We start from the raw sequence: 23,830 nt of genomic DNA on the forward strand, positions 1-23,830 counted from the left end.
TGTGAAGAGAAGTCAGAACAGAGAAACGAAACACCAGCTTAACTCTTTCGTTTCTCTGCGGCGGTGTCGAGGGGAAGGCGAATGCTGAAAGTTGCGCCCTGATCCGGAGTGCTAGTAGCGGTAATTGTGCCGCCGTGTGCTTCCACAATTCGCCGCGCGATCGCTAACCCCAAACCCGTTCCGCTGCCTTTGCGCGAGGGATCTGCTGTATAAAATTGCTCAAAAATGCGGGGCAAATCGCTCTCCCTAATTCCGGTTCCCCGATCTCGAATTTTTACTGAAACCTGGGCACCTTCTACATTGCCTGAGACAAAAACTTTAGACTCTGCAACTGAGAACTTAATGGCGTTGTCCAATATATTCAGAAAAGCTTGCAATAGTCGTTCTGGATCGCCTTGTATTTGAACATCAGCAACCTCCACGCTGATACTTACTTCCTTGGCTAGCATACGGGATTCCATTGCTCGTACCGCCCGTTCGATCAAGTCTCGCAGCTTTAGCGGCTGCTGTTCTAGTGGCGTTACGCCTGCTTCGAGTCGTCCCAAATCCAGCAGATCCTTAATTAGCCTGGACAGGCGCATGGTTTCATCCTGTGCAGTCTGGATGAAGCGATCGCGTAACTCCGGTTCCTCAGCAGCTCCGTTGGCGAGCGCCTCTAGCGTGACATAGACGTTGCTGACAGGAGTCCGCAGTTCGTGGGACACATTCGCTAGAAATGCCCGCCGCTCCTTATCTAGGGAAGCCAGCCGTTCGCTCATGCGATTCAATTCACTGGCTAATTGACCCACTTCATCATCTTGACGAATGTTCAGCTTCTCACCTAAATGACCTCCACCCACTTCAATTGCAAAGTGGCACATCGCCTGAATCGGTCTAGCAATATTACGGGCAAGGCTTTCGCTAATCAGCGCACAAAGCAAGAGCGTCACGAAGAGCGTTCCGAGAACGGTGAAAATGATGCGGCGAAACTGACGCTGAAACTGTTCTAAAGTGATCGACATCCGCAGCACACCGAGCAGACGACCATTCCGCAATATCGGTCGTGCTGCATACACTCGGTCATCGTTGGAGAGAATCCCTTTCGCCACTCCTTGCGTCGGCTGATTTTGCAGCGCTTCCCTCACGCCAGCAACAGCCAACCAGTTGGGGACTTGCCGATCTAGCCGGGGGGCGGAGGTGAATAGCAGGCGACCATCAGGTGCAAAGACGCGCAGGGTGACTGCTTCCGGTGAACCGTAGCGTTGTACTAGCACTCGCACCCGATTGAGATCCTTTTCCTCCAAGGCGTCAGCTACGCTCTCGCTGAGGGCTGTCGTCCAGGCATCTAAATCAGCCTGTCTCGTCCTCATGAAATAGGCATGGAAAGAAAACAGAATATAGCTTGCCAGAATGGAAGTTCCTAGTGCGGTGAGTGCTAGGTAGGTAACTAACAGTTTCCGGTAAATCGAATTCCATCGGATATGAATTGCTAACCAACCCCTTAAGTTTTTCAAAGGTGCAACTTCAATTTTTTTAATCTTCCTGTAGAGACTGTTGACCAACAGCGCGACCCCGGAGGACAGCTTTTATCCGTGCGAGGAGTTCGCGAGTGTTGAAGGGTTTGGTGATATAGTCATCTGCACCCGCTTCTAATCCCCAAACTTTGTCAATGTCTTGGTCTTTGGCTGTCAGCATCAAAATCGGGATATTAGAAAATGCTCGGATGCGCCAGCAGAGTTCCATCCCATCAATGCCCGGTAGCATCAAGTCTAAAATAATCACGTCTGGCACTTGCTTGTGGAACAACTTGAGGGCAGTCTGCCCATCCGCAGCAGTTGTTACCTGATAGCCTTCTTTAATTAAGGCGTAGCTGAGACTGGCACGTAATGCCTCTTCATCATCGATCAGTAAGACGTGTGTCATGCTGAGTTGACCTTTTCGTTCAAGTGTACCAGGTTGAGTTATTCCCTTTTGAATTTTAGGTTTTGGGTTTGATATTTTTAAATCTACCTATAGATAGTTTCTAAAATTAAATTTTTGCTTATTTCAAGGCAAGGGGGATGAGTAGAAAGGGAAAATTGGGACAGCGATCGCTTGAAGTCGGAGCAACACCCTTACCCATAAACTGCTATATTTTAAAATTATGCTCAACCGTCATCTATTTCAACCAGCTTATTTCTTGACGATAAACCCGATTTGATAATAATTCTTGATTTTGATACATTAAATTTTTTAGAGAGTATTTGAATTAACTCTTCATTCGCCTTACCATCCACAGGTGGCGATTTCAAATGTACCGTGAGGCTACCGTCCTCAGCTTCCTCGATGCTTTGGTTTTTTGAATTAGGTTTAACTTTTACTTGTTTCTTCATGGGATTGGGGTGATAATGATGTCGTTGCAGCCATTATCGGGGTTGGCAATAAATTTTCTAACCCACGCGATCGCTCAACGCCGGTTTTTGGGTATTCAAAGTTACAGATATAGTTTATATTAGCTTCCTTCTGGAGATAGAAGTTAGTCTCATTAGTATCTAATATCTTATTTTTTGAAGGGCAACGCCAAATTCACAAATTTAGCTGATTGTCAATCGGGTTTGACGATAACAATTAATCCAATAGGTAAGTCGATAGCACAACTCGTTCTAAATTTTGAGCGCTCGATTTTTGAAATCCACTGGTAGGTCCAAATTCGCTCTTGTACAACACCACACCAGCCACCTCCATCGACTGGATTCACATCATGGCAAAATATAAGACTAGCAACAGGAAGTGGCAAAGACAGCCCCGGTTTCAAATTACCCAAAATTCTTTAGATTTGGCGGAATTAGAAAAGCAAGATTCTGAGATATACCAACAACAACTAACAACCAGAACAGATTACCTGCTCACCAAATCATCTAAGCTAATCGACGAAAGTCAGGAGCTAATAGCCACGAGCGAAGAGCTGATCGTACTATCCGAGCGGCTAATCGCCCTGAGCTTGATGCTGAAAGAAAACAGATCGAGGCTGAAAAACTGGCGAGAAAAGTTAAAAAATTAAATCAAGTTAGGGCATCCCGTTCGGGTTAATCAGTCATTCGTCATTAGCCACAAACCAAAGGCTAAGAACTACTGAAAATTACCGATTATCTAATCACCTTACCTAGTTATATTATCTAATCGTGGTTTTAGCTTTGTCAACCCTGACAATTTGCCGTAACCATAACCAGCCGATGATGCAACCGAGCAGATAATGAGGGAAATCCCACCCAGAAAACGTGGTTCCGAGCAATAGTTTGCCCAGAAAAGTAGAGCGAATCGAGTCCAAAACAGGTTGGTGCCACAGTTGCAGAAATTCGATCGTGCAGGTGATGCCGAATACCCAAATTGGAATTTGGTTCATCGCTTTGCGACTCGGAATCAGCAAAAATACGAATAAACACCAGAATATTTCGTATAAAATATCACCTGAGAAATCATTGACCCAGCTGCGACCAAAGCCGGTGTATCTCTTCGATAGCAATCCCAGCGGCACAATAATCAGTAGCGAGAGGATAATCCGTTTGATGTAGTTGGCGTCTCGAAGCATTGGCTATACTTCCAAGCAGTTCTGTACTCTATACATTTATAGGACTCGCCGCACATCACCACATCTGAGGGCAACCACAGGGGGATTGAACCGACAAGAACGCTATATGTATAAGCTTTGCATAAGTCCTGATTTAAACTAAAGTTGCGCCAACGAGCTGGCTGATGTCTTCATTCAACTGAATTATCTAGCAGAGAGAAGAGTTCAATTTTTCTTCCTTAACTAAGGGATGAATTTATATGCTAGTCGTAACTTATTTCGCAATATTATATATATTTTTTATACTTTGGCAATCTAATACTCAAGGTAGAGTATAAAGGTATACAAAAAATTATAGTCTTATTTTCTAAAGCTGATATGTTGGGAGAAAATACTCATGAATAATCAACCAGATAGCACAGACAGCAGTCAACGAGTTGGTGAGGATAACTACGATCGGGGGATTGTACCTGCGGAAACCGCAGCACGTAGAGAAAGAGAGGGGAATGCATTTAAAACAACTCCACAGAAAACTGATGAGAAAAAATCCCCCACTAACGATCAAACAAACGATGGAAGTATCGACACTACAGATGGCTACACGGTAGACAAAGAAGGTCTTTTAAATAACTATGCGGTAGAACCCGAAATGTATGTGGATGAACCTGGAGACTTGAGAGCAAAAGAAGAAGCCGAGGCTGCCGAACGCGCTGAAGCCCTCTCAGAATTAAAGGATGATGAGGAAGGGAAGCTGACGATGGAAGGTGATAAGCGTCATCAGGGGCCAGGAGTGATATAACATCAAAAATTTAGCTTTTGCTGCTTCTACCTTTTAGCTAAGCTACCCAGGCGTAGGAGAGATTTTTAAATTAGTTGGCAGGCGATGTGGATGTCGCCTGCTTATTTTTTCTATCTATTTGAATCGCCGTAGCCGATCACAGCAACTTTATGCCGATAGATTAGCTCGGCTCCGTACCAACCCGACAAACCGAGAAGGATCGCCACAATAATTGAGATTGTAAGTCCCGTAGGCACTATGGCTCCTGAGGTGTTGCCCCAACGCAGTGCAAAGTTGGCAATTGTCAGCCCTAAGGCGGCGACATTCAGTACCATGTGCGCCCAGCCAGCGCTGCGCTTGCGGACTCGTTCAATTCTCAGGAAGTCCATCATGCCAGTCAGGGCTGCCAGCACGCCGCTTGCCAAGCCAATGCCGATTAGCCAGATAGAGGCTTGTGCCCAGAAGAGATCCTTAGTCCACCAGTAGGCGAGATCGGCTGCTGCTGCCGTGGTCAGAAAAGCAATTGGAAAGGTGACGATCAATGGATGCAGGGGATGTCCTGCGATCGCTACTGTACTTGTCACCCCGCTATCTTGATAATCGCTCTCATCACTTTCAATCAGCGGCGGGAGATTGGGAGTTTGTGTCATGTTCTTCTCTATGGATTCTATGAGTTATACAAGTGAAAGCAGGCGATCGCTGTTAGCTTTAGCTTTGAGTTGTCGATCGTAACCCACTCGACTAAACGCGAACCGCGAACCGCTCATCACTAGCCTGAAGGAATTTGCTCCACGCGCGCTTCCGCCAAAAGCGTCATTTTTCCTGATTCTAAATTTAATTGTTTGATGCGAAGCGACATTCCTTGCAGATCGAAGTTGCTCAGGTTCAACAGTTCGCTTGCCTTTTCCAACAGCGCCGCCGTCAGTTCAGGGGATAGTTCTTTGCCTTCGGTATATTCAACGTCTTCCAGATTGACCTTCTGCCCGTTTGCACCAATTCGGGGCACTGCCGTAAAGGCAATTTGCTTGGTTTCTCCGGTTTCGCCCAGCAGCACGTTGGCACTCAATGCAACTTTGTTCTCACCTGGTAGGCGGAAATCTACCTTTTTGGTGTCAATGGTCATCGGTTGCCCATTGACTGGCACCTGCATATTTTGTAGCTTACTGCCGACAAATTCCGAGTTGAATGCTCGGTTGATGTCTGCTTCCGTCAACACAACGCGGGTACTTGCGTCAGTGGGTTTGGTTAATTCAATTTTACCAAAAGCAGCGCTGAGGGGATTGATGGAGATGCCAGTCATTTCCATCTTCATTTCCTCCATCCGGAGGTCTTTGTTCATCACCAAACCTTCGCCTTCAATGGTGACTGAATCCAGCTGTCCCTGAACCACTTTAAGTGGATCGGTCTGGACATCTACCTCTAATTCTTCCACTTCATCGAGTTGGCTAGATAATCCTATTTCAGCTGCTTTGTTAAGTGCCTGCTGCCCCAAAGAAGCATCCTTATTAGTCGTCACTCCGTATCTCCTGCCCTTGTCTTGTTGAGTCTGTTATTGAGTCAATCTAGCGACTTGTGTTAAGAAGTGTATCTGCCTGATGGTGGAATGGAGACAAAGTGATCGGCTATACACAAACTCAAAGCCAATATTTCATTCTTCAGATAGGGGTAAAAAGCTATCTTTAATAAACTAAACCCACTAATTCCTCGTGACTAACGTTCAGGCTATTTGAACTTTTCAAATCTGATTTCCGATAGATGACATCTAATCCAAAAAACAATATTCTAGAGCAACCTAAAAAACAAAAATCCTGAAACATCGAAGCTTTTCTATCTTTGGATAGAGCAAATGATAATTTGGCGTTCTTTCTCGGTTAGATTAGGGGGATCAGTCAAAAGAGAGATGAATCCACTGAAGTTGGATGACTATCTTCGAGATAGATTCCGATCCTGTGATTATTCAGTGGAGAACAAAGAATGGTAACGACACTAGATGACACCAAGCGCATGGCGATTGGCACGAAGTTGGCAGACATGAAAGCGCTGCAAAACTTGCTAATTGCTAACGAGCAAAAGTTCATCTCTGCGATCGCGGATGATGATCTTCGCAAGCGCATACAAGATATGCTCAATGACGATCAAAAAAACCTCGGCGTTCTCGACACTGTGATTGTTCAGTATGGTGTCAAATCCGAACCCAAGGAAACAACAACCAAAATGATTGATGAAGTTCAGAAACTAATGGAAGGTTCTGAACTGACTTTGTTTGAAAAAGTATCTCAGCATGAATTGCTTAAGCATAAGCAAACAATGGCTGGTCTACTCGTTCACAAAGCTGCTCAAGTGGTTGGCGCTGACGTTGAAGCTGCTATTACTCCCTTGAATACCATTAACTTTGAGAACCGCGCTCACCAAGAGCAACTCAAAGGTATGTTGGAAATTCTGGGTGTTCGCGAACTAACCGGACAAGAAGCGGATCAAGGACTGTGGGCACGGGTTCAAGATGCCGTTGCCGCATTATCTGGGGTATTTGGTAGTGCTGTCACCCAAACTTCCGATCGCTCCGATATGACCATCGGTGAGATTCTTCGCATGGATCATAGCAAGGCTAAAACCTTGTTTATGGAAATTGAGAATTCTAACGATGCTCAAAAGATCCAAGAATACTTCGGTCAACTTTACAAAGACTTGATGGCTCACGCTAAAGCCGAAGAACAAGTTGTTTATCCAGCAGTGCGTTCCTATTATCAGGACACGCAGGATCTGTATGATGAGCAAGCTGAGCAAGCTCGGATGCTGGACGAAATTAAGTCGATGAGTCCCTCTTCCTCTGAGTTCAAAGCTAAAGTTCGGCAGCTAAAAGACGCCATTAACCATCACATTAATCAGGAAGAAAACGATATGCTGCCTAAGCTGCGCGATAACTTCAGCAGCGAGCAACAACAACAAATGGCAAGCGAGTTTAAATCCGTTAAGAGCCAGCTACAAGACCAGATGGCAGCTTCTAGCAAGTAGTAGTGTCGGAACAGAATTAAATCTGTGGGGAGGCTTAGAAGATAGCCTCCCTAGATTTAATCAAGGCGATCGCTAATTCCCATCGGGGTAACAAAGAAATTAAATCTAGGATGGTGTAGAAGTTAGCCTCCTAGATTTAATGTTTTAACTGGTTAATCTTTCTAGAGTGCGTAATTTTACGGTTTCTATCGAATAAATAAAGTATGTCATCCTATTTTAGTGGAGAGATACCAGCGTTTCAGATCCGCGACTTCTTGGAGAAGTCGCGGATCTCGCCGTCACGAATCATTTACGGCTATATTTTAGGGAAACTTGCTTTTATGAATCCATGAAATATAGCCAAAAATAGTAATTTTGGTACCTATCAAAAGTAGAATTTTCAATAATTAGATTAAATAAATAGAAGGCTAACAATTAAAAATGTTCATCCTATCTATAAACAATACTTTAGGATTCAGTCGAGAGAAAGATGAATTAGCTTAAGAGCTTGTGAGATTGTTAAGAAAGATCCAAATTGCATAATATTTCAGAGGAGAAACAAAAATGGTATCAACACTTGACGATACAAAGCGCATAGCGATCGCTCAAAAATTGGCAGACATGAGAGCGACGCAAAATTTAATCATTTCTAACGAGCAAACACTGATCGGTGCCAGTCCCGATCAAGATGTGCGCGATCGCTTGCAGCATATGCTCAATGACGACCAGAAAAACCTGGGCATTCTAGAAACAGTAATTGTTCAGTATGGCAATCCTGCTGAAGCTCACGATACGGTCAAAGAATTTGTTAAGAAGACCGAAGAACTAATGTCTGGTGATAAGCTGTCTTTCTACCAGAAATTACTTCAGCACGAACTGCTCAAGCACGGTCAGGTGATGAACGGAATTGTGGTTCACAAAGCTGCCCAAGTCGTGGGTGCTGATATTGAATTGGCGATTGGACCTTTAAATACTGTTAACTTTGAGAACCGCGCTCACCAGGAACAACTCAAAGGAATGCTAGAACTCGTGGGTGTCCGCGAACTCACTGGAAAAGACGCAGATCAGGGACTGTGGGCACGAGTTCAAGATGCTGTTGCAGCCTTGTCAGGTGTGTTTGGTAGCGCCGTTACCCAAAACACCGATAAGCAAGATATGAACATCCAGACGCTCATCCGCCTGGATCATAGCAAGGTCAATACCATCTTTACGGAAATTGGGGCTACTAACGATCCTCAAAAACTCCAAGAATATTTTGGGCAGCTCTACAAAGATTTATTGGCACACGCTAAAGCCGAAGAAGAAGTGGTCTACCCCAGAGTTCGCTCTTTCTACGGCGACGACAATACTCAAGAGCTGTATGATGAGCAAGCCGAAATGGAGCGGATGTTGGATGAAATTAAAGCTATCAACCCCTCTTCTACCGACGAGTTCAAATCAAAAATTAAGCAGTTGATGGATGCAGTTGGCGATCACATCCGTCAAGAAGAAAGCACGATGTTCGCAGCCATTGACAAAAATTGCAGCAGCGAGCAAAAAGAGCAAATGTCTACCGAATTCAAAGCTGCCAAGAGCAAAATTCAGCAAGAAATGGCGGCTTCGATGAAGTAGTCGCAAGCGCGTTCAATCTGTACTCCATACCTCTTGAAACTTAACTGACATCTGCACTCCTGCCACTTAAGTGGTGGGAGCTTTCTTATTACCCTAGTCTCGTCCTCAAATTTGGCTTTAAGGCAATACGGTTCACGAAGAAGCTAAAAATCCAAAACTTGCGTAGGGAATGGTTGAGGAACGAAACCCAACACCCATAAACATTTGTTGGGTTTGACTGTCCTACCGCTACGCGGAAGCAAGCTACAACCCAACCTACTGCGCTGAGTTAATCAAAAAAAAATCGGGAGCATCCCGATGCGATCGCTAACTTCCAGCATCTATAGCAGTCCTAAATGATTCGCAAACCCCTGTAGAGACGCGATTAATCGCGTCTCTACTAAAGCAAATACTCGTGCACAACTTAAATAGGATTGCTATATCAAGAAACCCGTTTTCTGGTTGGAAAATGGGTTTCTGTTGCTTTCAAGAAGAATGGGGAGTCATTTCAGCCTTAAGCGTTGACGACTTCGCCGCCGTTGGGATGCAAAATCTGACCGGACATATAAGAAGAGTCATCTGACGCCAAAAAGACGTAACTAGGCGCAATTTCTTCTGGCTGTCCAGCCCGTTGCATCGGCACTTGTTTACCAAAAGAGGCAACTTTGTCCTCTGGGAAAGTGGAGGGAATGAGTGGCGTCCAGATGGGGCCAGGTGCCACGCCATTGACGCGAATTCCCTTTTCAACCAAAGATTGCGAGAGCGATCGCGTAAAAGCAACAATTGCCCCTTTAGTAGACGAATAATCGAGCAGCTGCTGATTCCCTTTATAAGCTGTCACCGAAGTGGTGTTGATAATCGCGCTGCCTTCTTTTAGGTGCTTGAGTGCAGCTTTTGTCAAGAAAAACATTGAGAAAATGTTAGTCCGGAACGTGCGCTCAAGCTGTGCGGCACTAATGTCTTCGATGCTTTGCTGAGGATGTTGTTCGGCAGCATTGTTAACGAGAATATCGAGTTTCCCGAACTCCGTAACCGTATTTTGTACGGCTTGCTGACAGAATTTTTCGTCGCCAATGTCACCAGGAATCGTCAGACATTTGCGACCTTCTTCTTCTACCAGCCGTTTAGTTTCTTGGGCGTCATCGTGTTCGTTCAGATACACGATTGCCACGTCAGCTCCTTCTTTAGCAAAAAAGATGGCAACTGCGCGACCAATGCCGCTATCACCGCCGGTAATCAGCGCCACTTTATCGCGTAATTTGTCGCTACCTTGATATTTACGATCGTCTGCCTTGGGTCTTGGCGTCATTTCTGATTCAATACCCGGTTGATGGTTCTGATGTTGCGGTGGCTGTAGCTTTTGCTCTGCTTGCATAAGTGTGTTTTTAAACGTGTCTAAAAAATTGAAAATCCAGAGGAGGATTTATTGTTTCTATTCACCCAACACGCTAACAACCCCTCAGATTGACTTAATCAATCTGGAGGGGGAAAAGAAAAGTTATGAAGTTAACTTTTCGTTGTAAATTGACTAGGCAGTTCTTTTTGATCTAGATCGGTAATCGGCGGGCCATTTAGTACCTCACCCGTAGGGCTGAAACGTCCACCGTGGCAAGGGCAATCCCAAGTTTTTTCGGCGTTGTTCCAGTCAACAATGCATCCAGCGTGGGTACACACCGGAGAAAGCGAGCAGAGATAATCTGTTTCGTCGCGGTAGACGGCATATTTCTTACCGTCGATGTCAAGAATTTTGCCTTCGCCTGGTGGCACGTCAGAGGGTTCATTGCCCTCCGACTTGAAAAGCCGATCGACCACAAAGTGCTTGGCGACGCCCAAATTCTCCGTCACAAACCGCTGGGCGCTGGCTATAATGTTCGCCCGATTGGGGTCGTAAAGTTCGCTCCAGGGATTCGTCCGTCCCAGAATCAAGTCGCTTGTCAGCATCCCGCCAACGGTGCCGAAGGTCATGCCGTTGCCAGAATAGCCGGTGGCAACGTAGATATTAGAATTAGCTGCGGTTGTCCCGATATAGGGTAGACCATCGACTGGCTCGTACAATTGAGCTGACCAGCGATAATCGATTGATTGCACATCAAAGCGATCGCGCACATACGCTTCCAACCGCTCGAAACACGCCTGATTATCTACATCCTCGCCCGTCTTGTGGTCTTCACCGCCAACAATCAGCAGGTCTTTGTAGCTGCGTGTATAGTGATACGGCTCCTCGGTGTCCCAAAACAGTCCTTCCGGTAAAGGCGATCGCAATCTCACTCCGATAACGTAAGAGCGATACGGGGCAATTTTCGTGGACATTACATACAAGTCGGGGAGGCTGTTCAGGTTATGAATCGGCGTATGAGTAGCAATAATCACATCTAGAGCCGTTACCGTGCCCTGTTCGGTAGAAACTCGACTCGGCTTGTCGCCGGTGATATCGACAACAGATGACTGCTCAAAAATAAAACTGCCACCGCCGTCAATCGCCTTCGCAAGTCCTTGGAGATAGGGAATCGGGTTGAACTGCGCTTGATTGGGGAACATCACCGCCGCTTTTACCGGAAATGGCAGTGGCACGTCCTTTGTCAAAGCAGCCGGAATCACCAACTTGCTAGCAGCTTCCGCCTCTGACTCAATTTCAGACACATCCTGGGATTTTTCAGTGTAAAGATATCCCGGCACTCGCTGAAAATCACAATCAATCTTCTCTTCTGCCACAAACTTAGCAATGCGTTCAATCGCCGCACGGCTGGATTCTGCTACCAGCTTGGCATCCGTGTCACCCAAGGAGGAAATTAGGTCTTTGTAGCGTTCGTCGGCCGCTTCGGTGAGGTGGGCAGTGGTATAGCCGGTGACACCGCTGCCAATCTGCGATGCCTCAATCACTGCAACCCTTAATCCAGCCTGTTTCAATAGCAACGCGGCGGTTAAGCCAGTGATGCCGCCGCCTACAATAGCGACATCGACGCTGATATCACTTGTCAATTGCGGGTATTTTGTCCCTTCTGTGGTGTCGAGCCAAACAGAGACCGAGGTTCCTGGTAAATTCATTCAGCGTTCTCCTTAAACAGTATAAATTTTTATACGTAGCGCTTCCCCTGTTACTGGGATAACGTCTAAAGTCAGAATCTGGTATCTGTAATTAGAAGTAAGTCAACTGGCACTTTCCCCAGCAGCAATCTACACATAGCCAGTTGATTTTTATTACAATAAGATATAAAAAAAAAGTCCTATCGTAGGGAATGGTTGAGGTCACGAAACCCAACAAAAATCAAGGAAGGTGTTGGGTTTCGCCCTGCTCAACCCAACCTACAAGCCTTAAGTCAGTGCCATTTATCTATACATAGCTTGTTTATTGTTATTCCTATAATATATAAAAGAAAAGTCTCTATTTCAGCAGACTTAAAGTTATATTTTTGCAAGCTAAGTGCAAGGAATTAAAAATGTCTAATTTTTTTAAGAATGTACTTTTATATAGTCCAGTCGTTTTGGGAATGGCTTTGCTGCTAGCAAACAGTGCAGTTGCACAGGAAGTTATTCCAAATTCTCAAACTGTGCCACCTCCAACAGAGCGTTATGGGTGTCTAAGTGGAAATAGCGATCGCACTTATCAAGGCAATCAACCTTTAACTCGGTATGAATTTGCCGCTGGTTTGAATGCCTGCTTAAATCAAGTCGAACAACTGATTAATAATTCTGTTACAAATCGAGTTCCTCAAGAAGGTTTAACGGTTACAAAAAGTCAATTAGAAACCTATAAATTAGAGCTGGAACGTTTGCGTAATCGAGTAGATAAGCTGGATACCGAGACAAGAGAACAGTCGATTCAGTAGTTTTTTTTAAGTAAAAAAGAACGTTTTTGATTGAGAAACCGGGTTTCTAATACAATACTTCTCGGTTATTGATGCTCAATCCCAAGAGATCCCCCCACCCCAACCCCCTCTTAAAAAGGGGGGGACTTTTCCAGTCCCCCAATTTATCGGGGGATGCAAGGGGGATCTCTGCGTAAGTCCTAGCTAAGACAAGTAAATTATCTAACTTCGATAAGGTTAGGATAGTTAAACCGCAACCATCTCTTGATGCTCGATCTTCGTTCCTAACAATTTCAAAAATTCTGCCAACCAGTTAGGATGAGCAGGCCAAGCGGGTGCCGTTACTAAGTTACCGTCAGCCATTGCCTCGTCTGGCGGAATATGCACGTAAAGTCCACCCGCACGGTTAACATCCGGGCCGCAAGCGGGATAAGCCGTGCAACTTTTGCCTTCCAGCACTCCCGCCGCTGCCAAAACTTGCAACCCGTGACAAATTGCGGCAATCGGCTTATTTGCTTCGGCAAAGTGGCGCGTGATTTCTAATACTTTCTCGTTCAAACGGATATATTCTGGGGCACGTCCACCAGGAACTATTAAGGCGTCGTATTCTGTCGCTTCCACTTCATCAAAGGTGGCGTTTAAGGTGAAGTTGTGACCGGGTTTTTCACTATAAGTTTGGTCGCCTTCAAAGTCGTGGACTGCTGTACGAACAGTTTGCCCAGCTTTCTTATCGGGGCAAATCGCATGGACAGTATGCCCAACCATTTGTAATGCCTGGAAAGGAACCATTACTTCGTAGTCTTCAACAAAGTCACCGACGAGCATCAAGATTTTTTTGGCAGCCATTTTTTAATACCAAATCTACTTTCCTAGTTTGGTTATAAAGAATTTGCAACACAAAGACGCAAAAAACGCTAAGAAATTTAATAGTTAAGGTAACTTGTAGCTAGATACTCGCACGACTAACTCGCCATCGCGGGGATTGCGGCTAAACACAAACGCCCCCTCCTCCTTTTCGCCACCAGAGAGAAAGTCGATCTGTTGTTCGCCAGTTTCCTCAACTTTCCCATTAACGCGCAACTCAGCGATAATTTGGACTGACTCAGCAGTTTTTCCGCCAATGTTAGTAACTTCAAAGGGAATATAGAATTGCTGTTGGTTTTGACGAATCTCTCTTTCTTTAGTGGTGACTGATAGAATCGGGGGTTGATTTTTCTGCGTTACCCAGTCATACAGCACCAGTCCCACCAATAGCGCCACAATACACGTAGCGATCGCAAAGGAAACCCATTCCGCAGGCGATCGCGGCGATCGCTGTTGCTGTTCGGCTGAATCGGGGTCTTGATGAGCTTGACTCATGCTACCAGCCTTCCTGCGGCACCGCCAACTGTTGCTGGTAGCCCTAGTATCAACGTGTAGCTCAACCACATTTGCCACGGATCGTCAAAGCTAAGTTGCTGAAAGAACCACAACATCAAGGCAGATGCCAGGATCGAGACTAAATAGGAAAAAACAGTTTCACTGAGAGGGCGTTGGAAGATCCCTTGCTGCTGCATACGTTGTTGTTGATTAGTAAAGCCAGCCTGAAAGACGATGCCATAGGAAATCAACACTGAGGCTACCATAATCGCCAGCAACCACGGGGGAGACGAGGCGGCGGCTAGCATAGAAACTTCGTCAGTTGGCGCAATGTTAAAAGCGATCAGGGTCGCACCAATCAAAGTAGCGCCGATGTCTGTAAAAGTAGCATTGATGGTTGTTTCGTTTGCCGATGAGGGATTGTCCTGGCTATTAGAAGACTGATAGCGATCGCCACTTAAAAGAGAACGCGCCAGCGCCACACCCAAAGCAAACGGTACACTCTCGAAGATTACTTTTCCCAGCGCTTCACCCAAAGATGTATCTAGAGTAATTTCCCGCAACAAAACTAGGATACAAGTCGCGCAGACAATCCCGATAGCGATCGCTTCAATGGTATCCATCACGGCTTCACTCTGTCGAATGTCCTTCGTTTTGCGGAAGCCTTCCGTGCGATTGAGCAGGAAAACGACGACAAACGTGGCAGCGATCGCTGCTAGCATCACCGGCGGTTCGGTGAACGACCCAATCCACCAGACTTCCATCGTGTACAGCAGTGGAATTCCAAATAAAAACCCACCAGCGGCACCCCGAATTAGGTCATCGCATTCTTTCAACCAAATTTTTTCGGGTTTATGTTTTCGAGCGCGTTTCATCGTCATTAAGGGGCATCGGCTTTTCATCCGCTGATGCCGAGCCAAAAGTCATTCTCCGGCAAAAAAGCCGGGAGCAACAACAGATGGAGCTGGCGGTAAGCCGTTCGTCAACTTATCTCTTAAATTAAATGTTATCAAACCCTAACTCTCAAATAACGTAAATCATCCGATAGCAGTCCTATTTGATTTGTGAAGAAACGAACTGCTCCAGAACGCCCAGGGCGCTCCAGAAAGAGAAAAAAGAATTTGACAACTGCTGCAAGGATTGCTGTCGAAGCCGACAAAAGCCAGGAGGAAGAGAAAATTCTCAATAGTTTGTTTTCTTAACTCCTGACTTTTCTCCCCGATTTCTAAGTTGGCTTGCGCCATCTTTTCCCAAACTCATCTAGAGTTGCTTTAGGAATCTGCGTCTGAAGCCACTCCAGCGCATCATCTTGATGAGGCAACCCTTGGTAGTATTTGCACATATTCACCAGATTAACTGGAGGTACTTGTGTGGGGTTGGTCAGCGCATTCCAGGTAGTTGTTCCCACAACTCCATCCGCCTTTAACCCTTGGGATTTCTGAAAAGCAATCACAGCCGCTTCTGTGCCCGTACCAAAACTACCATCAATGGGACCCGGATTAAAGCCTTTGTCTTTCAACAACTGCTGCAATTGTTTAACTTTTTCGCCTCTCGATCCCACCCTTAAAGAACCATCGTCCGTCGGAACACCGATTTCACCCAACTTTTGACGAACGGCTTGACGCAAACGCGGCAGTTGAGCGTATAGCCAATCACCAGGGCAATCAGTGGCAGAAAAATCTCGATGCCCTTTGATATTGTCAGGAGAAATCTTGCAGGAACTGCAAATCGAAGCGCATAAATCAACTAAACTATTCCATTGTTTTTCGCCCATCTGATGGGTCATGAACCTGCCTTCATTTTCAATTCCCGGCGATTCGTTGCCTAGAGAATTGCCAGCATGAGACGAGCGAATACACAAACCTCGTTTAATTTTTGCTAAAGTACCATTTCTTCCTTCTAAGAGAATGCCCCCAGTTGTATTCAAAAAATTGTGACCGGAATCCCACCAGCCGAAAACATCCATGTGGGTATTCTGGACACTTTTGGCAAATTTTTTCGCTCCATCCACAGTTCCTTTCGAGATATCGCTGGGGGGATTGGGCGTATCGGTATGGTGAATGACGACGTATTTGGGTGTGGTTTCCTCTGACCACTGTTTGGGGGGTCTGGCACCCCACTCTTGGCATGAAATAACGCTAGCGGTGAAAGGCATCTTGAATATGTCCTCTAAAGTTGACTGGCAGATGAACGATCAGCGCGATGGGACAAGGGTACAAACGCTTTCTCTAGCACTGCCAGCATCGTTTGTAACCTAATAACTATGCCGCAGCAAGGTAAGCAGCAATTTTTTTCACATTTCTTGATAGCTCAGATTAAGTGAAATTCTTGGAGTGCTGGTAAAAAGTTCTGGTTTTCGTGACTGGGGCGGCTGAGTTTGATTAGGGCAAAGCGCTGGGCTGGAGTGAGTTCTGCCCATTGTTGAGGTGTCAGTATTGCTCCAAATTCCGCTACCTTTTCCTGAATGCTAGCGGGTACTTTTGTGGCATCCATCCAGTCTGGGTGAGGTTCTATAGGAAGGTCACTCGGAGGGACGCCCGTGTGTTCTACAACTAATTGGTGCAGTAATTGCCGGTAGGCTTGAGCTTCATCTGTTGTGGTACAGGGCATCTCTACCAGGGTTTGCCGTTCCGCTTGGCTAAATTGGTGCCAGTGAGGCAATTTTAGTTTGACGCCGCAAGTGTCTAATTTCATCCGCACTTGCATAGGAATGCAACGCAGGGACTCTACAAAGTCGGCTTCAAATTGAAAGAAATTATCTGTAGATTCGTCAGGTTTCATTAATTTTTTGGGCAATTAATACATTAAAAACAACAAAAATTTTGATGAATGACTTCTCCAAGTAAAAAGCTCCTAAAGGCATAAAATGCGACTACTAGGAGCATTACCGCGAGGGTGAAAAGCTTTCAATGTCGGCAGGATTCAAGGGCTGATTTATGGAAAGTCACGAGCAGCGGCATATAGCGGCATCGGGCTGGTTTGCAACCCGCTGGGCGTCCGCGATCGCTGTGTTTGAATCAACGATACTTGGGTAGTCAACAGGAAACTGACAAAACTGGCAATCACCAGAACGGGCACCATCGCTGTGTCTGAAAGCACGCTGAGAATCACAGTGGTACTGATTGGTGTTTTTGTCACCGCCACGTTGACTGCCGCCATCATGCAGATCATACCGATTGTCGGGTGGATTTGGGGAAAAGCTAGAGAAATCGCCAAGCCAACTGCCGCACCAATGTAAAACAGCGGAAAGATGAATCCTCCCCGGAAACCGGAGTGGAGGGTGAAACTAACCGCTAGCATCTTCGCAAACGCGATCGCTAGCAACATTGTCACCCCAAACGTCGAACCTGTTTCGACAATCGTATGAATTTCCTTTTCGCCAAAAAATAGCGTTTGAGGAAACACTAAAGCAATCAGTCCAATCGCTAACCCTCCCAAAGTAGCAAGCGCAATCGTGTGATGTTCGATGTACCCAATCAAGTACCCAATACTACGGAACAGAACAATAAAGATCATCGCAATCAGCGCCCCTAGCGCCCCTAGCAGTGCGCCTTCGCCCAAATTCATCAGCGAAAGCTTAGGAGTTGCGGCAAAGTGATACATCCCACCAATCGTCAACCCCGTGTTAAATCGAAATACAAAAAAGCTTAAGATTGCCGAAAGCACGGCAGGGATGAGCGCTTCGTAGTATTCCAGTCCCCGACGATGGGGAATTTCTAGGGCGAAGAGTGCGCCACCCAAAGGCGCACCGAAGAATGCACCAAGTGCCGCACTCATGCCGCAGAAAGTCAGCACGCGGGTTGTCGCCAGAGTCAGATTGAGCTTTTGACCCAGCCAGCCGCCAAAACTGCCATTGATTTGCACCAGCGGGGCTTCAGGACCAGCACTGCCACCGGCTGTAATCGAAAACAGGGAGGCAACAATCATTGCCGGGGTTTGGCGCAGAGAAATTCGTCCTGGATCGTGTACTTTATCAACGACCAAAGAAACTTCACCGGGAAGACCCATGAAGTGCAGCGTGAGACCGACAAAAAATCCCCCAATTGTGGTAGCAATCCACACGTAATTCCAGGCGGGAAATCCGGTAGAAAAGTAAGGATTCAAAACATCAGGAAGCGTGTGCCAAACAAAATGCAGGCTGGCTTCCAGCACGTAGTAATAAACCGTTGCAACTAATCCTCCAGCAATTCCAATGACTGCGGAACAGAGAATGATTTGCTGATAGGTAAGTTCGCTAGTATCGTTGAAATTGTTTGGTAATGTATCAGCGTATACGTTATGTTCGTTGCTGGCGGTTGTTCGATCGGGAGATGACATAAAATCTCCTCAAAGTCACTAGCAGTGTGAGTGGGAAAGCAAGGTTAACTTAATCCCAAATCACCCGTCTATATGTATTCAAAACAACTTTCTCCAGCGAGAATACGAAGAATCTACCTAAATTGGTAAGGGAGCATCCCACCTGCTGAAGCTTTACATCTCTTAGCCCCCAACCACCGATAAATTGGGGGCTAAGAAAAAGTTGCACATGGCGCTATCCATGAGTAGCCAAACACATCGATAAACCCCTGCCTACACGCTATAAAAATGTAGGGGTGAGTTTCAATCCCACCCCTACCAAGCTGGCTTTAGAAAAAGTCAGTCATTAAACCTGATTGGGTATAAGTGCTGACACTTTATCTATTACCAATTAGCACTTTTGTCAAGATTAACTTTATTCTCGTTCGCGCGAGAAAACGGGAGCTTTTGACGATGCTATTCCGATTTCTTCACCTTCATGAGAGCCTTCCGGTTCTTTGAGCAGAAAGGCACAAATACTAGCTGAAATTAAGCCAACAATTCCCAGCATCTGGAAAAAGATGCGATCGCCCGCAGCATCCTGAGGTAAAAAGCTATAGACGGTGAGGTAAATGACCGCTCCGACGTTGCCATAAGCACCCACATTCCCAGCAATCTGGCCCGTTACGCGCCGCTTAATCAGGGGAACGATCGCAAAGGTCGCACCTTCTGCTGCCATGACAAAGAAGGAAGCAATCATGGTCATAATCACTACCCCAACTAAGGGGATATTTCCACCCAGACCGCTAAACACTAAATAGCCGACTCCCATACCAGCAAGTGTTGCCGCCAGAGTCCACTTCCGGCTGCCAATCTTGTCAGAAATTAAGCCGCCTCCGGGACGAGCCGCTAAGTTCATAAAAGCATAAGTTCCGGCAACTCCTGCGGCTAGAGCCTCTGTCAATCCAAAGCCTCTTTGAAAAAACGTTGGGAGCATGGAAACAACGGCTAGCTCTGAGCCAAAACAGGCAAGATAAGCGATTTCTAAATTGACGACTTGACCAAATTGATAGCGATCTTCAGAGGCGTATCGCTTTTTACCAGTCATCAAGCCTTTATTTGCTTTCCAACAGTTATAAGCTTGGAATGCATACAAGCACAGCAGCAGAAACCAGGTTACGTACAATTGAGTGACATTAAGGAATTTGACTTGATTTAAGCGCCAAGCAATTAGACCCAAAACGCCGACTAAGGGAATGTTTGATAGCAGCAGAAACCAGAAGTCTTTCTGGGTAGTGACTTCCATTCCGGCGCTGCTTTGGGGACGCTCGTAAACCTTGCCAGGAGGAGTATCTTGGACGTTGAAGTAATAAACGACTCCGTAGATAGCGGCAACAATTCCGGTGAGCGCGATCGCAAACCGCCAGTTAACTTGACCCGCCCCTAAAAAGGCTGCTGCTGCCGCAATTGTCGGTAGGGTAAACGCTGCACCCGCCGAGCCAAAGTTGCCCCATCCGCCATAAATGCCTTCTGCTAAGCCAATTTCTTTCGGGGGAAACCATTCCGCCACCATCCGAATGCCAATAACAAATCCACACCCGACAATGCTCAGCGCTAGGCGGCTTAAAACTAATTGGGAAAAATTCTGTGCAAAGGCAAACATCAGACAAGGAATCGCCGCATAAATCAAAAGCCATGAATAGGTAATCCGAGGACCATAGCGATCCAGAATCATGCCGATAATAATCCGAGCCGGAACGGTGAGTGCAACGTTACAGATGGCGAGAGTTCTGAGTTGGGCTTCATTTAAACCTAAATCTGCTTTCACCGCTGTGGCAAAAGGGGCGAAGTTGAACCAAACGACAAAGGTTAAAAAGAAAGCAAACCAGGTCAGGTGTAAGATGCGGTATCGACCGCTAAATGACCATAATCCGGACATTTCAGAACCTCTTTTTTTCAAGTAAAGTATGCATCAAAGCGCGGAGCTATTCTTGGGGGTTGGCGTAAATTTTATAGATTCAATCGTGGAGATAAATCCCAGGAGAAAAAATTTACGGAATTAGACAATTGCCACGGGGTTAGGTTTATTTTTTGCTTGAAAGTGTTCAAACATAAAATCTCACTTTATTGAGCCGAGCTGCTGACCGTTACTTTTTTTTAGCAATGAGCGCTTTTCTTAGATTAATGAACTGAATAATCTGAGTTGGTAGAATTTGTTACAAAAGGCAGATTTCTTTTTGAAATCTCTATCTTGTTAGGTATTGTATCTGTATTATGAAGTATTCTTTCTTCTATATTGCAAAATTTGCATAATTTGAATGCAAAATGTGTAATGGAGTGCTTATTCTTGAGTATTTACTGAGTTATAACCGTTCAATTTCTTAAGGCAAATAACTCCCCTTTGATGAAAGGGAGCTATGGGAAATTTTTATGAAAACTGCCTCGCTCTGTTGGGATTTCTAGGTTTATTTTTCTGTTGTTTTTTTTGTCACACGCTCTAGAAGCTGCCTGTTAACATCTGCACATCTTACTAAGTAAGAATTTATTAATAGATTTCGCGGATAGTCTTTGAGCGATTAGATTGTCAGGGCTTAAAAAAATTAAATGAGCTTAGAATGCGATCGCGTTATTTGGTCGGATGCTCAGAATCTCTAGCAAAATTAGAGTTTTGATACTCTTTGAGCATTTCATGACATTGCCCCATCTCTAGACACAGATTGCTGTTGCGTCCCTAATCGGGTTATGCCAACTCGATGAATCCGATCTCTTCCTGCCGATAGTTGCAACATTGACTTAAAGCCGTTAACGCCAAGGAAATTGAGTTCAGGCTATTTTAAACTTTTGTAAAAGAAGAATTTTGTATATTAAGCTACAGAATATTTGCTAGATTTAAAGAAAAGCACAATTTTTAGAAATTAATCAAAAGGTTTTGGTAATGAAAACGCAAGAACGCCCCGAAGTATTGATAGCGCGGCAAGAACCCTCTAACCCATTGATGCTGGTGCTTCTGGTTACGGTGGTATCTTTGATGTTTGGGTTGATTCCGATTGTTTATAGTTCAACTTTTGCCAACCTCCAATCCCAGACGCCAACCGCGCTGGGAGAGGCAGGCTTGTGGAGCGTTTTTGGAGAAAAAGTGGATAGGGTTCGGGTTGCCCCAAAACAGTAAACTTCTGGTAGAAACTTGCAGATTGCAGGTGAGAGAAAACCAAAGCTTTGGCGATCGCTTCAAACAGACAGCGGTGAGGACAAAGCTTTGGATTGAGTTTTGGTAAGCAAATACTCCTCAGACATCAGATGGGCAGCAATCGGCACCAGTTGCACGGCACAAGCTTTCAGTTCGGGTTGCAGGGAGTCGGGACAGGATGCGGGGTGAGTTAGGGCATTCGCTTCGGCACCATCCGCCCAAAGATCGCCCCAGTGGATGGGGACAAAGACCGTACCGGGAGAAATGGTCTTAGTGACCTTGGCTGGGAATCGAGAAGTGCCGCGACGACTTCGCACTTCCACCCAGTCATTCTCCTGAATCGCTAAATTCGCAGCATCGCGGGGATGAATCTCAATGAATGGTTGCGGATGCATTTGGCGGATTTTGGCAATCCGTCCGGTACGAGTTTGCGTGTGCCAGTGTCCGTAAAGTCTGCCCGTCGTCAGCACAAAGGGGAAGCTGGGATCGGGGGGTTCTGCGAGTCCCCGCGAATGCTTGGCAACAAAACGCGCCCGTCCATCCGGCGTCGAGAAGCGCAAGTCGGTGTAAAGCCTTTTAGGAGTGCTGAGGGAAGATTTTTCCGGTTCATTTTTAATTTTTAATTTTTCATTTTTAATGGGTTCGGGCCATTGAATGGGACCTTCTTTTGTCAGACGTTCGTGACTGATGCCAGTTTGGTCGCAGAGGCGATCGCGTGTTAGCTGCACAAATTCATCATAAATTTCCGATGAGTGAGTAAAAGCAAACTGTTCGGGATATCCCAACCGACGACCCACTTCTGCAAAGATTTCCCAATCTGCCCTCGCTTCCCCCAGGGGTTTGCGGAAAGCTGGACACAGGGTGACGACTCGTTCAGAATTTGTCATCGTCCCAGTTTTTTCGCCCCACTGCGCCGCCGGAAGTAAAACGTGAGCAAAGGCAGCAGTTTCCGTGGGATAGTAGGCGTCTTGATAGACCGTAAAAGGCGATCGCTTCAGCGCTGCTTTCGTTCGTTCCAAATCGGGCATACTCACTGCCGGGTTAGTCGCCGCAATCCAGAGAAACTCTACCTCTCCCGTCTCTAATCCGGTGATAATTTCCCAAGCGCTGCGACCCGGAACGGGCGAAATCTTCCCAGCGGGAAGCTTCCAAAACTGCTCGACTTCGGTTCGCTGCTGGCGATCCTTCACTAAACGATATCCGGGCAACAAATGAGCCAGACCCCCGACTTCCCGTCCCCCCATCGCGTTGGGTTGACCCGTCAGGGAAAAAGGGCCGCTTCCGGGTTTGCCAATTTGACCCGTCATCAGGTGCAAGTTGATCAAGCTGGATACTTTGGCAGTCCCTTCGGAAGATTGGTTCAAACCCATCGTCCACATGGAGAGGACGCACTTAGACTCAGCCCACATTTTGGCAACTTTTATCAGGTCATCCAGGGAAATGTCGCAGCGTTCGGCGACAACTTCCGGTGGATAGTGTTGAATAACCTCAGCGTAGGTGGGAAAGCCTGCGGTGCAATCCTCAATAAAATCAACATCCATCTTGCCCCATCGTAGAAGCAAATGAGCGATGCCATTGAGTAAATCGATATCGGTACCAGGTCGAATTGCTAGATGCAAATCGGCGGCTTCGGCTGTCGTGGTGCGACGCGGATCGACCACAATCATTTTGACGTGATGGTTCTGTTTATGGTGTTTCCGCAGTCGATTGAAGATAATCGGGTGACACTCTGCTGTGTTGCTACCGATGATAAAAGCACAGTCGGTTAGTTCTAAATCTTCGTAGCAACAAGGCGGACCATCCGAACCCAGGCTGTAAAAATACCCCGCCGTGGCAGAAGACATACACAGGCGCGAGTTGGTATCGAAGTTATTCGTGCCCAAGATTCCTTTAAAAAGCTTTTGGGCAAGGTAGTAGTCTTCTGTGAGGAACTGACCGGAACCATATAGACATAGGGCGTCTGGGCCAGTGGAGTTCAGGACGGAACCAATGCGACTGACAATTGCATCTAAGGCTTCCTCCCAAGAAGCGCGACGGAAGGGTGCATCCAGAGAGTCGCGCATCATCGGGTAGAGGAGACGGTTTTTATCAATCGATTCTGTAACCGTAGCTCCTTTGACACATACCATACCTTGACTGGAGGGATGAGAGCGATCGCCCCGCACTTTCCAGATCGGATTTCCTTGGCTATCTCGATTTGTCTCCCGATTTGCAGCCGCAGGCGGCGAAACTTCTAAGCCACAGCCAACGCCACAGTAGGGGCAGAGGGTTTTTGTTGAGTCACTCATGGCATTCGTCATTAGTCATAGGTCATCGGT

At 46.2% G+C, this 23,830-nt stretch carries 22 protein-coding genes; 6 read left to right on the forward strand and 16 right to left on the reverse strand.

Going from position 1 to position 23,830, the window contains the following annotated elements; genetic code table 11:
• Positions 1-38 precede the first annotated feature (38 nt).
• From ACFW2W_RS00460 to ACFW2W_RS00470, 3 genes are all read right to left on the reverse strand, one after another.
• Positions 39-1,493 (reverse strand): ATP-binding protein, encoded by a 1,455-nt coding sequence (locus ACFW2W_RS00460; RefSeq protein WP_378171882.1) that lies wholly within the window; start codon positions 1,491-1,493, stop codon positions 39-41.
• A 19-nt stretch (positions 1,494-1,512) separates the two neighbouring features.
• On the reverse strand, positions 1,513-1,902 hold the full coding sequence (locus ACFW2W_RS00465) for a response regulator transcription factor (protein WP_378171884.1): 390 nt from the start codon (positions 1,900-1,902) through the stop codon (positions 1,513-1,515).
• Between the two features lie 224 nt (positions 1,903-2,126).
• Positions 2,127-2,351 (reverse strand): DUF167 domain-containing protein, encoded by a 225-nt coding sequence (locus tag ACFW2W_RS00470; protein WP_378171886.1) that lies wholly within the window; start codon positions 2,349-2,351, stop codon positions 2,127-2,129.
• 368 nt (positions 2,352-2,719) lie between these two features.
• On the opposite strand from ACFW2W_RS00470, the gene ACFW2W_RS00475 reads away from it, so the two are divergent.
• Complete coding sequence (locus ACFW2W_RS00475) at positions 2,720-3,019, forward strand: hypothetical protein (protein ID WP_378171887.1); 300 nt, start codon at positions 2,720-2,722, stop codon at positions 3,017-3,019.
• A 111-nt stretch (positions 3,020-3,130) separates the two neighbouring features.
• On the opposite strand, the gene ACFW2W_RS00480 is transcribed toward ACFW2W_RS00475, so the two are convergent.
• Positions 3,131-3,547, reverse strand: coding sequence for a DUF2809 domain-containing protein (locus tag ACFW2W_RS00480; protein ID WP_378171889.1), 417 nt, complete (start codon positions 3,545-3,547; stop codon positions 3,131-3,133).
• A 376-nt stretch (positions 3,548-3,923) separates the two neighbouring features.
• On the opposite strand from ACFW2W_RS00480, the gene ACFW2W_RS00485 reads away from it, so the two are divergent.
• A complete protein-coding gene (locus ACFW2W_RS00485; RefSeq protein ID WP_378171891.1) occupies positions 3,924-4,325 on the forward strand; it encodes a hypothetical protein in 402 nt (133 codons plus the stop codon).
• Positions 4,326-4,435: 110 nt separating this feature from the next.
• Here ACFW2W_RS00485 and ACFW2W_RS00490 read toward each other — a convergent pair whose 3' ends face one another.
• Together ACFW2W_RS00490 and ACFW2W_RS00495 are read right to left on the reverse strand one after the other, a co-directional pair.
• Entirely contained in the window at positions 4,436-4,954 is a 519-nt protein-coding gene (locus ACFW2W_RS00490) for a DUF2231 domain-containing protein (protein ID WP_378171893.1), read from the reverse strand.
• Between the two features lie 119 nt (positions 4,955-5,073).
• Entirely contained in the window at positions 5,074-5,820 is a 747-nt protein-coding gene (locus tag ACFW2W_RS00495; protein WP_378171895.1) for a DUF2993 domain-containing protein, read from the reverse strand.
• Between the two features lie 458 nt (positions 5,821-6,278).
• Between ACFW2W_RS00495 and ACFW2W_RS00500 the strand changes: the two genes are divergently transcribed.
• Positions 6,279-7,316: a hemerythrin domain-containing protein gene (locus ACFW2W_RS00500; protein WP_378171896.1), complete on the forward strand. Its 1,038-nt coding sequence runs from the start codon at positions 6,279-6,281 to the stop codon at positions 7,314-7,316.
• 543 nt (positions 7,317-7,859) lie between these two features.
• The gene (locus ACFW2W_RS00505; protein ID WP_378171898.1) at positions 7,860-8,906 is read left to right on the forward strand and encodes a hemerythrin domain-containing protein; all 1,047 of its coding nucleotides are present in this window, start codon (positions 7,860-7,862) and stop codon (positions 8,904-8,906) included.
• Between the two features lie 493 nt (positions 8,907-9,399).
• On the opposite strand, the gene ACFW2W_RS00510 is transcribed toward ACFW2W_RS00505, so the two are convergent.
• Both ACFW2W_RS00510 and ACFW2W_RS00515 read right to left on the reverse strand, forming a co-directional pair.
• On the reverse strand, positions 9,400-10,260 hold the full coding sequence (locus ACFW2W_RS00510) for an SDR family oxidoreductase (RefSeq protein ID WP_378171900.1): 861 nt from the start codon (positions 10,258-10,260) through the stop codon (positions 9,400-9,402).
• Between the two features lie 131 nt (positions 10,261-10,391).
• Entirely contained in the window at positions 10,392-11,930 is a 1,539-nt protein-coding gene (locus tag ACFW2W_RS00515; RefSeq protein ID WP_378171901.1) for an FAD-dependent oxidoreductase, read from the reverse strand.
• A 392-nt stretch (positions 11,931-12,322) separates the two neighbouring features.
• Here ACFW2W_RS00515 and ACFW2W_RS00520 point away from each other — a divergent pair, with 392 nt between their 5' ends.
• The gene (locus ACFW2W_RS00520) at positions 12,323-12,712 is read left to right on the forward strand and encodes a hypothetical protein (RefSeq protein WP_378171903.1); all 390 of its coding nucleotides are present in this window, start codon (positions 12,323-12,325) and stop codon (positions 12,710-12,712) included.
• 225 nt (positions 12,713-12,937) lie between these two features.
• Here the strand turns inward: ACFW2W_RS00520 and ACFW2W_RS00525 are convergent, their stop codons facing one another.
• The 7 genes from ACFW2W_RS00525 to ACFW2W_RS00555 all read right to left on the reverse strand — a co-directional run bounded on the left by ACFW2W_RS00525 (position 12,938) and on the right by ACFW2W_RS00555 (position 20,264).
• A complete protein-coding gene (locus ACFW2W_RS00525; RefSeq protein ID WP_378171904.1) occupies positions 12,938-13,537 on the reverse strand; it encodes a DJ-1/PfpI family protein in 600 nt (199 codons plus the stop codon).
• 84 nt (positions 13,538-13,621) lie between these two features.
• Positions 13,622-14,050 carry a TIGR02588 family protein gene (locus ACFW2W_RS00530; RefSeq protein WP_378171906.1) on the reverse strand — a complete coding sequence of 143 codons (429 nt, stop codon included), beginning with the start codon at positions 14,048-14,050 and terminating at the stop codon, positions 13,622-13,624.
• Positions 14,047-14,931 (reverse strand): TIGR02587 family membrane protein, encoded by an 885-nt coding sequence (locus ACFW2W_RS00535; RefSeq protein WP_378171944.1) that lies wholly within the window; start codon positions 14,929-14,931, stop codon positions 14,047-14,049. The genes ACFW2W_RS00530 and ACFW2W_RS00535 overlap by 4 nt, the downstream gene beginning before the upstream one ends.
• A gap of 344 nt (positions 14,932-15,275) precedes the next feature.
• Positions 15,276-16,205 carry an N-acetylmuramoyl-L-alanine amidase gene (locus ACFW2W_RS00540; RefSeq protein WP_378171908.1) on the reverse strand — a complete coding sequence of 310 codons (930 nt, stop codon included), beginning with the start codon at positions 16,203-16,205 and terminating at the stop codon, positions 15,276-15,278.
• Between the two features lie 155 nt (positions 16,206-16,360).
• Positions 16,361-16,831, reverse strand: a complete 471-nt coding sequence (locus ACFW2W_RS00545) for a nitrate reductase associated protein (protein ID WP_378171910.1) — start codon at positions 16,829-16,831, stop codon at positions 16,361-16,363.
• Between the two features lie 153 nt (positions 16,832-16,984).
• Positions 16,985-18,367: a chloride channel protein gene (locus tag ACFW2W_RS00550; RefSeq protein ID WP_378171912.1), complete on the reverse strand. Its 1,383-nt coding sequence runs from the start codon at positions 18,365-18,367 to the stop codon at positions 16,985-16,987.
• Positions 18,368-18,761: 394 nt separating this feature from the next.
• Positions 18,762-20,264: a NarK family nitrate/nitrite MFS transporter gene (locus ACFW2W_RS00555; protein ID WP_378171914.1), complete on the reverse strand. Its 1,503-nt coding sequence runs from the start codon at positions 20,262-20,264 to the stop codon at positions 18,762-18,764.
• 996 nt (positions 20,265-21,260) lie between these two features.
• Here ACFW2W_RS00555 and ACFW2W_RS00560 point away from each other — a divergent pair.
• Entirely contained in the window at positions 21,261-21,494 is a 234-nt protein-coding gene (locus ACFW2W_RS00560) for a hypothetical protein (RefSeq protein ID WP_378171916.1), read from the forward strand.
• 59 nt (positions 21,495-21,553) lie between these two features.
• Here ACFW2W_RS00560 and ACFW2W_RS00565 read toward each other — a convergent pair whose 3' ends face one another.
• On the reverse strand, positions 21,554-23,800 hold the full coding sequence (locus tag ACFW2W_RS00565; RefSeq protein WP_378171917.1) for a molybdopterin oxidoreductase family protein: 2,247 nt from the start codon (positions 23,798-23,800) through the stop codon (positions 21,554-21,556).
• Positions 23,801-23,830: the final 30 nt, after the last annotated feature.

Source organism: Coleofasciculus sp. H7-2, from assembly GCF_042747725.1.
Classification (GTDB): Bacteria; Cyanobacteriota; Cyanobacteriia; order Cyanobacteriales; family FACHB-T130; genus FACHB-T130.

Coding starts and splice junctions, on each gene's coding strand:
- ACFW2W_RS00465 (WP_378171884.1), bottom strand. CDS start 1,902: ATGACACACGTCTTACTGATCGATGATGAAGAGGCATTACGTGCCAGT.
- ACFW2W_RS00470 (WP_378171886.1), bottom strand. CDS start 2,351: ATGAAGAAACAAGTAAAAGTTAAACCTAATTCAAAAAACCAAAGCATC.
- ACFW2W_RS00475 (WP_378171887.1), top strand. CDS start 2,720: ATGGCAAAATATAAGACTAGCAACAGGAAGTGGCAAAGACAGCCCCGG.
- ACFW2W_RS00480 (WP_378171889.1), bottom strand. CDS start 3,547: ATGCTTCGAGACGCCAACTACATCAAACGGATTATCCTCTCGCTACTG.
- ACFW2W_RS00485 (WP_378171891.1), top strand. CDS start 3,924: ATGAATAATCAACCAGATAGCACAGACAGCAGTCAACGAGTTGGTGAG.
- ACFW2W_RS00490 (WP_378171893.1), bottom strand. CDS start 4,954: ATGACACAAACTCCCAATCTCCCGCCGCTGATTGAAAGTGATGAGAGC.
- ACFW2W_RS00500 (WP_378171896.1), top strand. CDS start 6,279: ATGGTAACGACACTAGATGACACCAAGCGCATGGCGATTGGCACGAAG.
- ACFW2W_RS00505 (WP_378171898.1), top strand. CDS start 7,860: ATGGTATCAACACTTGACGATACAAAGCGCATAGCGATCGCTCAAAAA.
- ACFW2W_RS00510 (WP_378171900.1), bottom strand. CDS start 10,260: ATGCAAGCAGAGCAAAAGCTACAGCCACCGCAACATCAGAACCATCAA.
- ACFW2W_RS00515 (WP_378171901.1), bottom strand. CDS start 11,930: ATGAATTTACCAGGAACCTCGGTCTCTGTTTGGCTCGACACCACAGAA.
- ACFW2W_RS00520 (WP_378171903.1), top strand. CDS start 12,323: ATGTCTAATTTTTTTAAGAATGTACTTTTATATAGTCCAGTCGTTTTG.
- ACFW2W_RS00525 (WP_378171904.1), bottom strand. CDS start 13,537: ATGGCTGCCAAAAAAATCTTGATGCTCGTCGGTGACTTTGTTGAAGAC.
- ACFW2W_RS00530 (WP_378171906.1), bottom strand. CDS start 14,050: ATGAGTCAAGCTCATCAAGACCCCGATTCAGCCGAACAGCAACAGCGA.
- ACFW2W_RS00535 (WP_378171944.1), bottom strand. CDS start 14,931: ATGACGATGAAACGCGCTCGAAAACATAAACCCGAAAAAATTTGGTTG.
- ACFW2W_RS00540 (WP_378171908.1), bottom strand. CDS start 16,205: ATGCCTTTCACCGCTAGCGTTATTTCATGCCAAGAGTGGGGTGCCAGA.
- ACFW2W_RS00545 (WP_378171910.1), bottom strand. CDS start 16,831: ATGAAACCTGACGAATCTACAGATAATTTCTTTCAATTTGAAGCCGAC.
- ACFW2W_RS00550 (WP_378171912.1), bottom strand. CDS start 18,367: ATGTCATCTCCCGATCGAACAACCGCCAGCAACGAACATAACGTATAC.
- ACFW2W_RS00555 (WP_378171914.1), bottom strand. CDS start 20,264: ATGTCCGGATTATGGTCATTTAGCGGTCGATACCGCATCTTACACCTG.
- ACFW2W_RS00560 (WP_378171916.1), top strand. CDS start 21,261: ATGAAAACGCAAGAACGCCCCGAAGTATTGATAGCGCGGCAAGAACCC.
- ACFW2W_RS00565 (WP_378171917.1), bottom strand. CDS start 23,800: ATGAGTGACTCAACAAAAACCCTCTGCCCCTACTGTGGCGTTGGCTGT.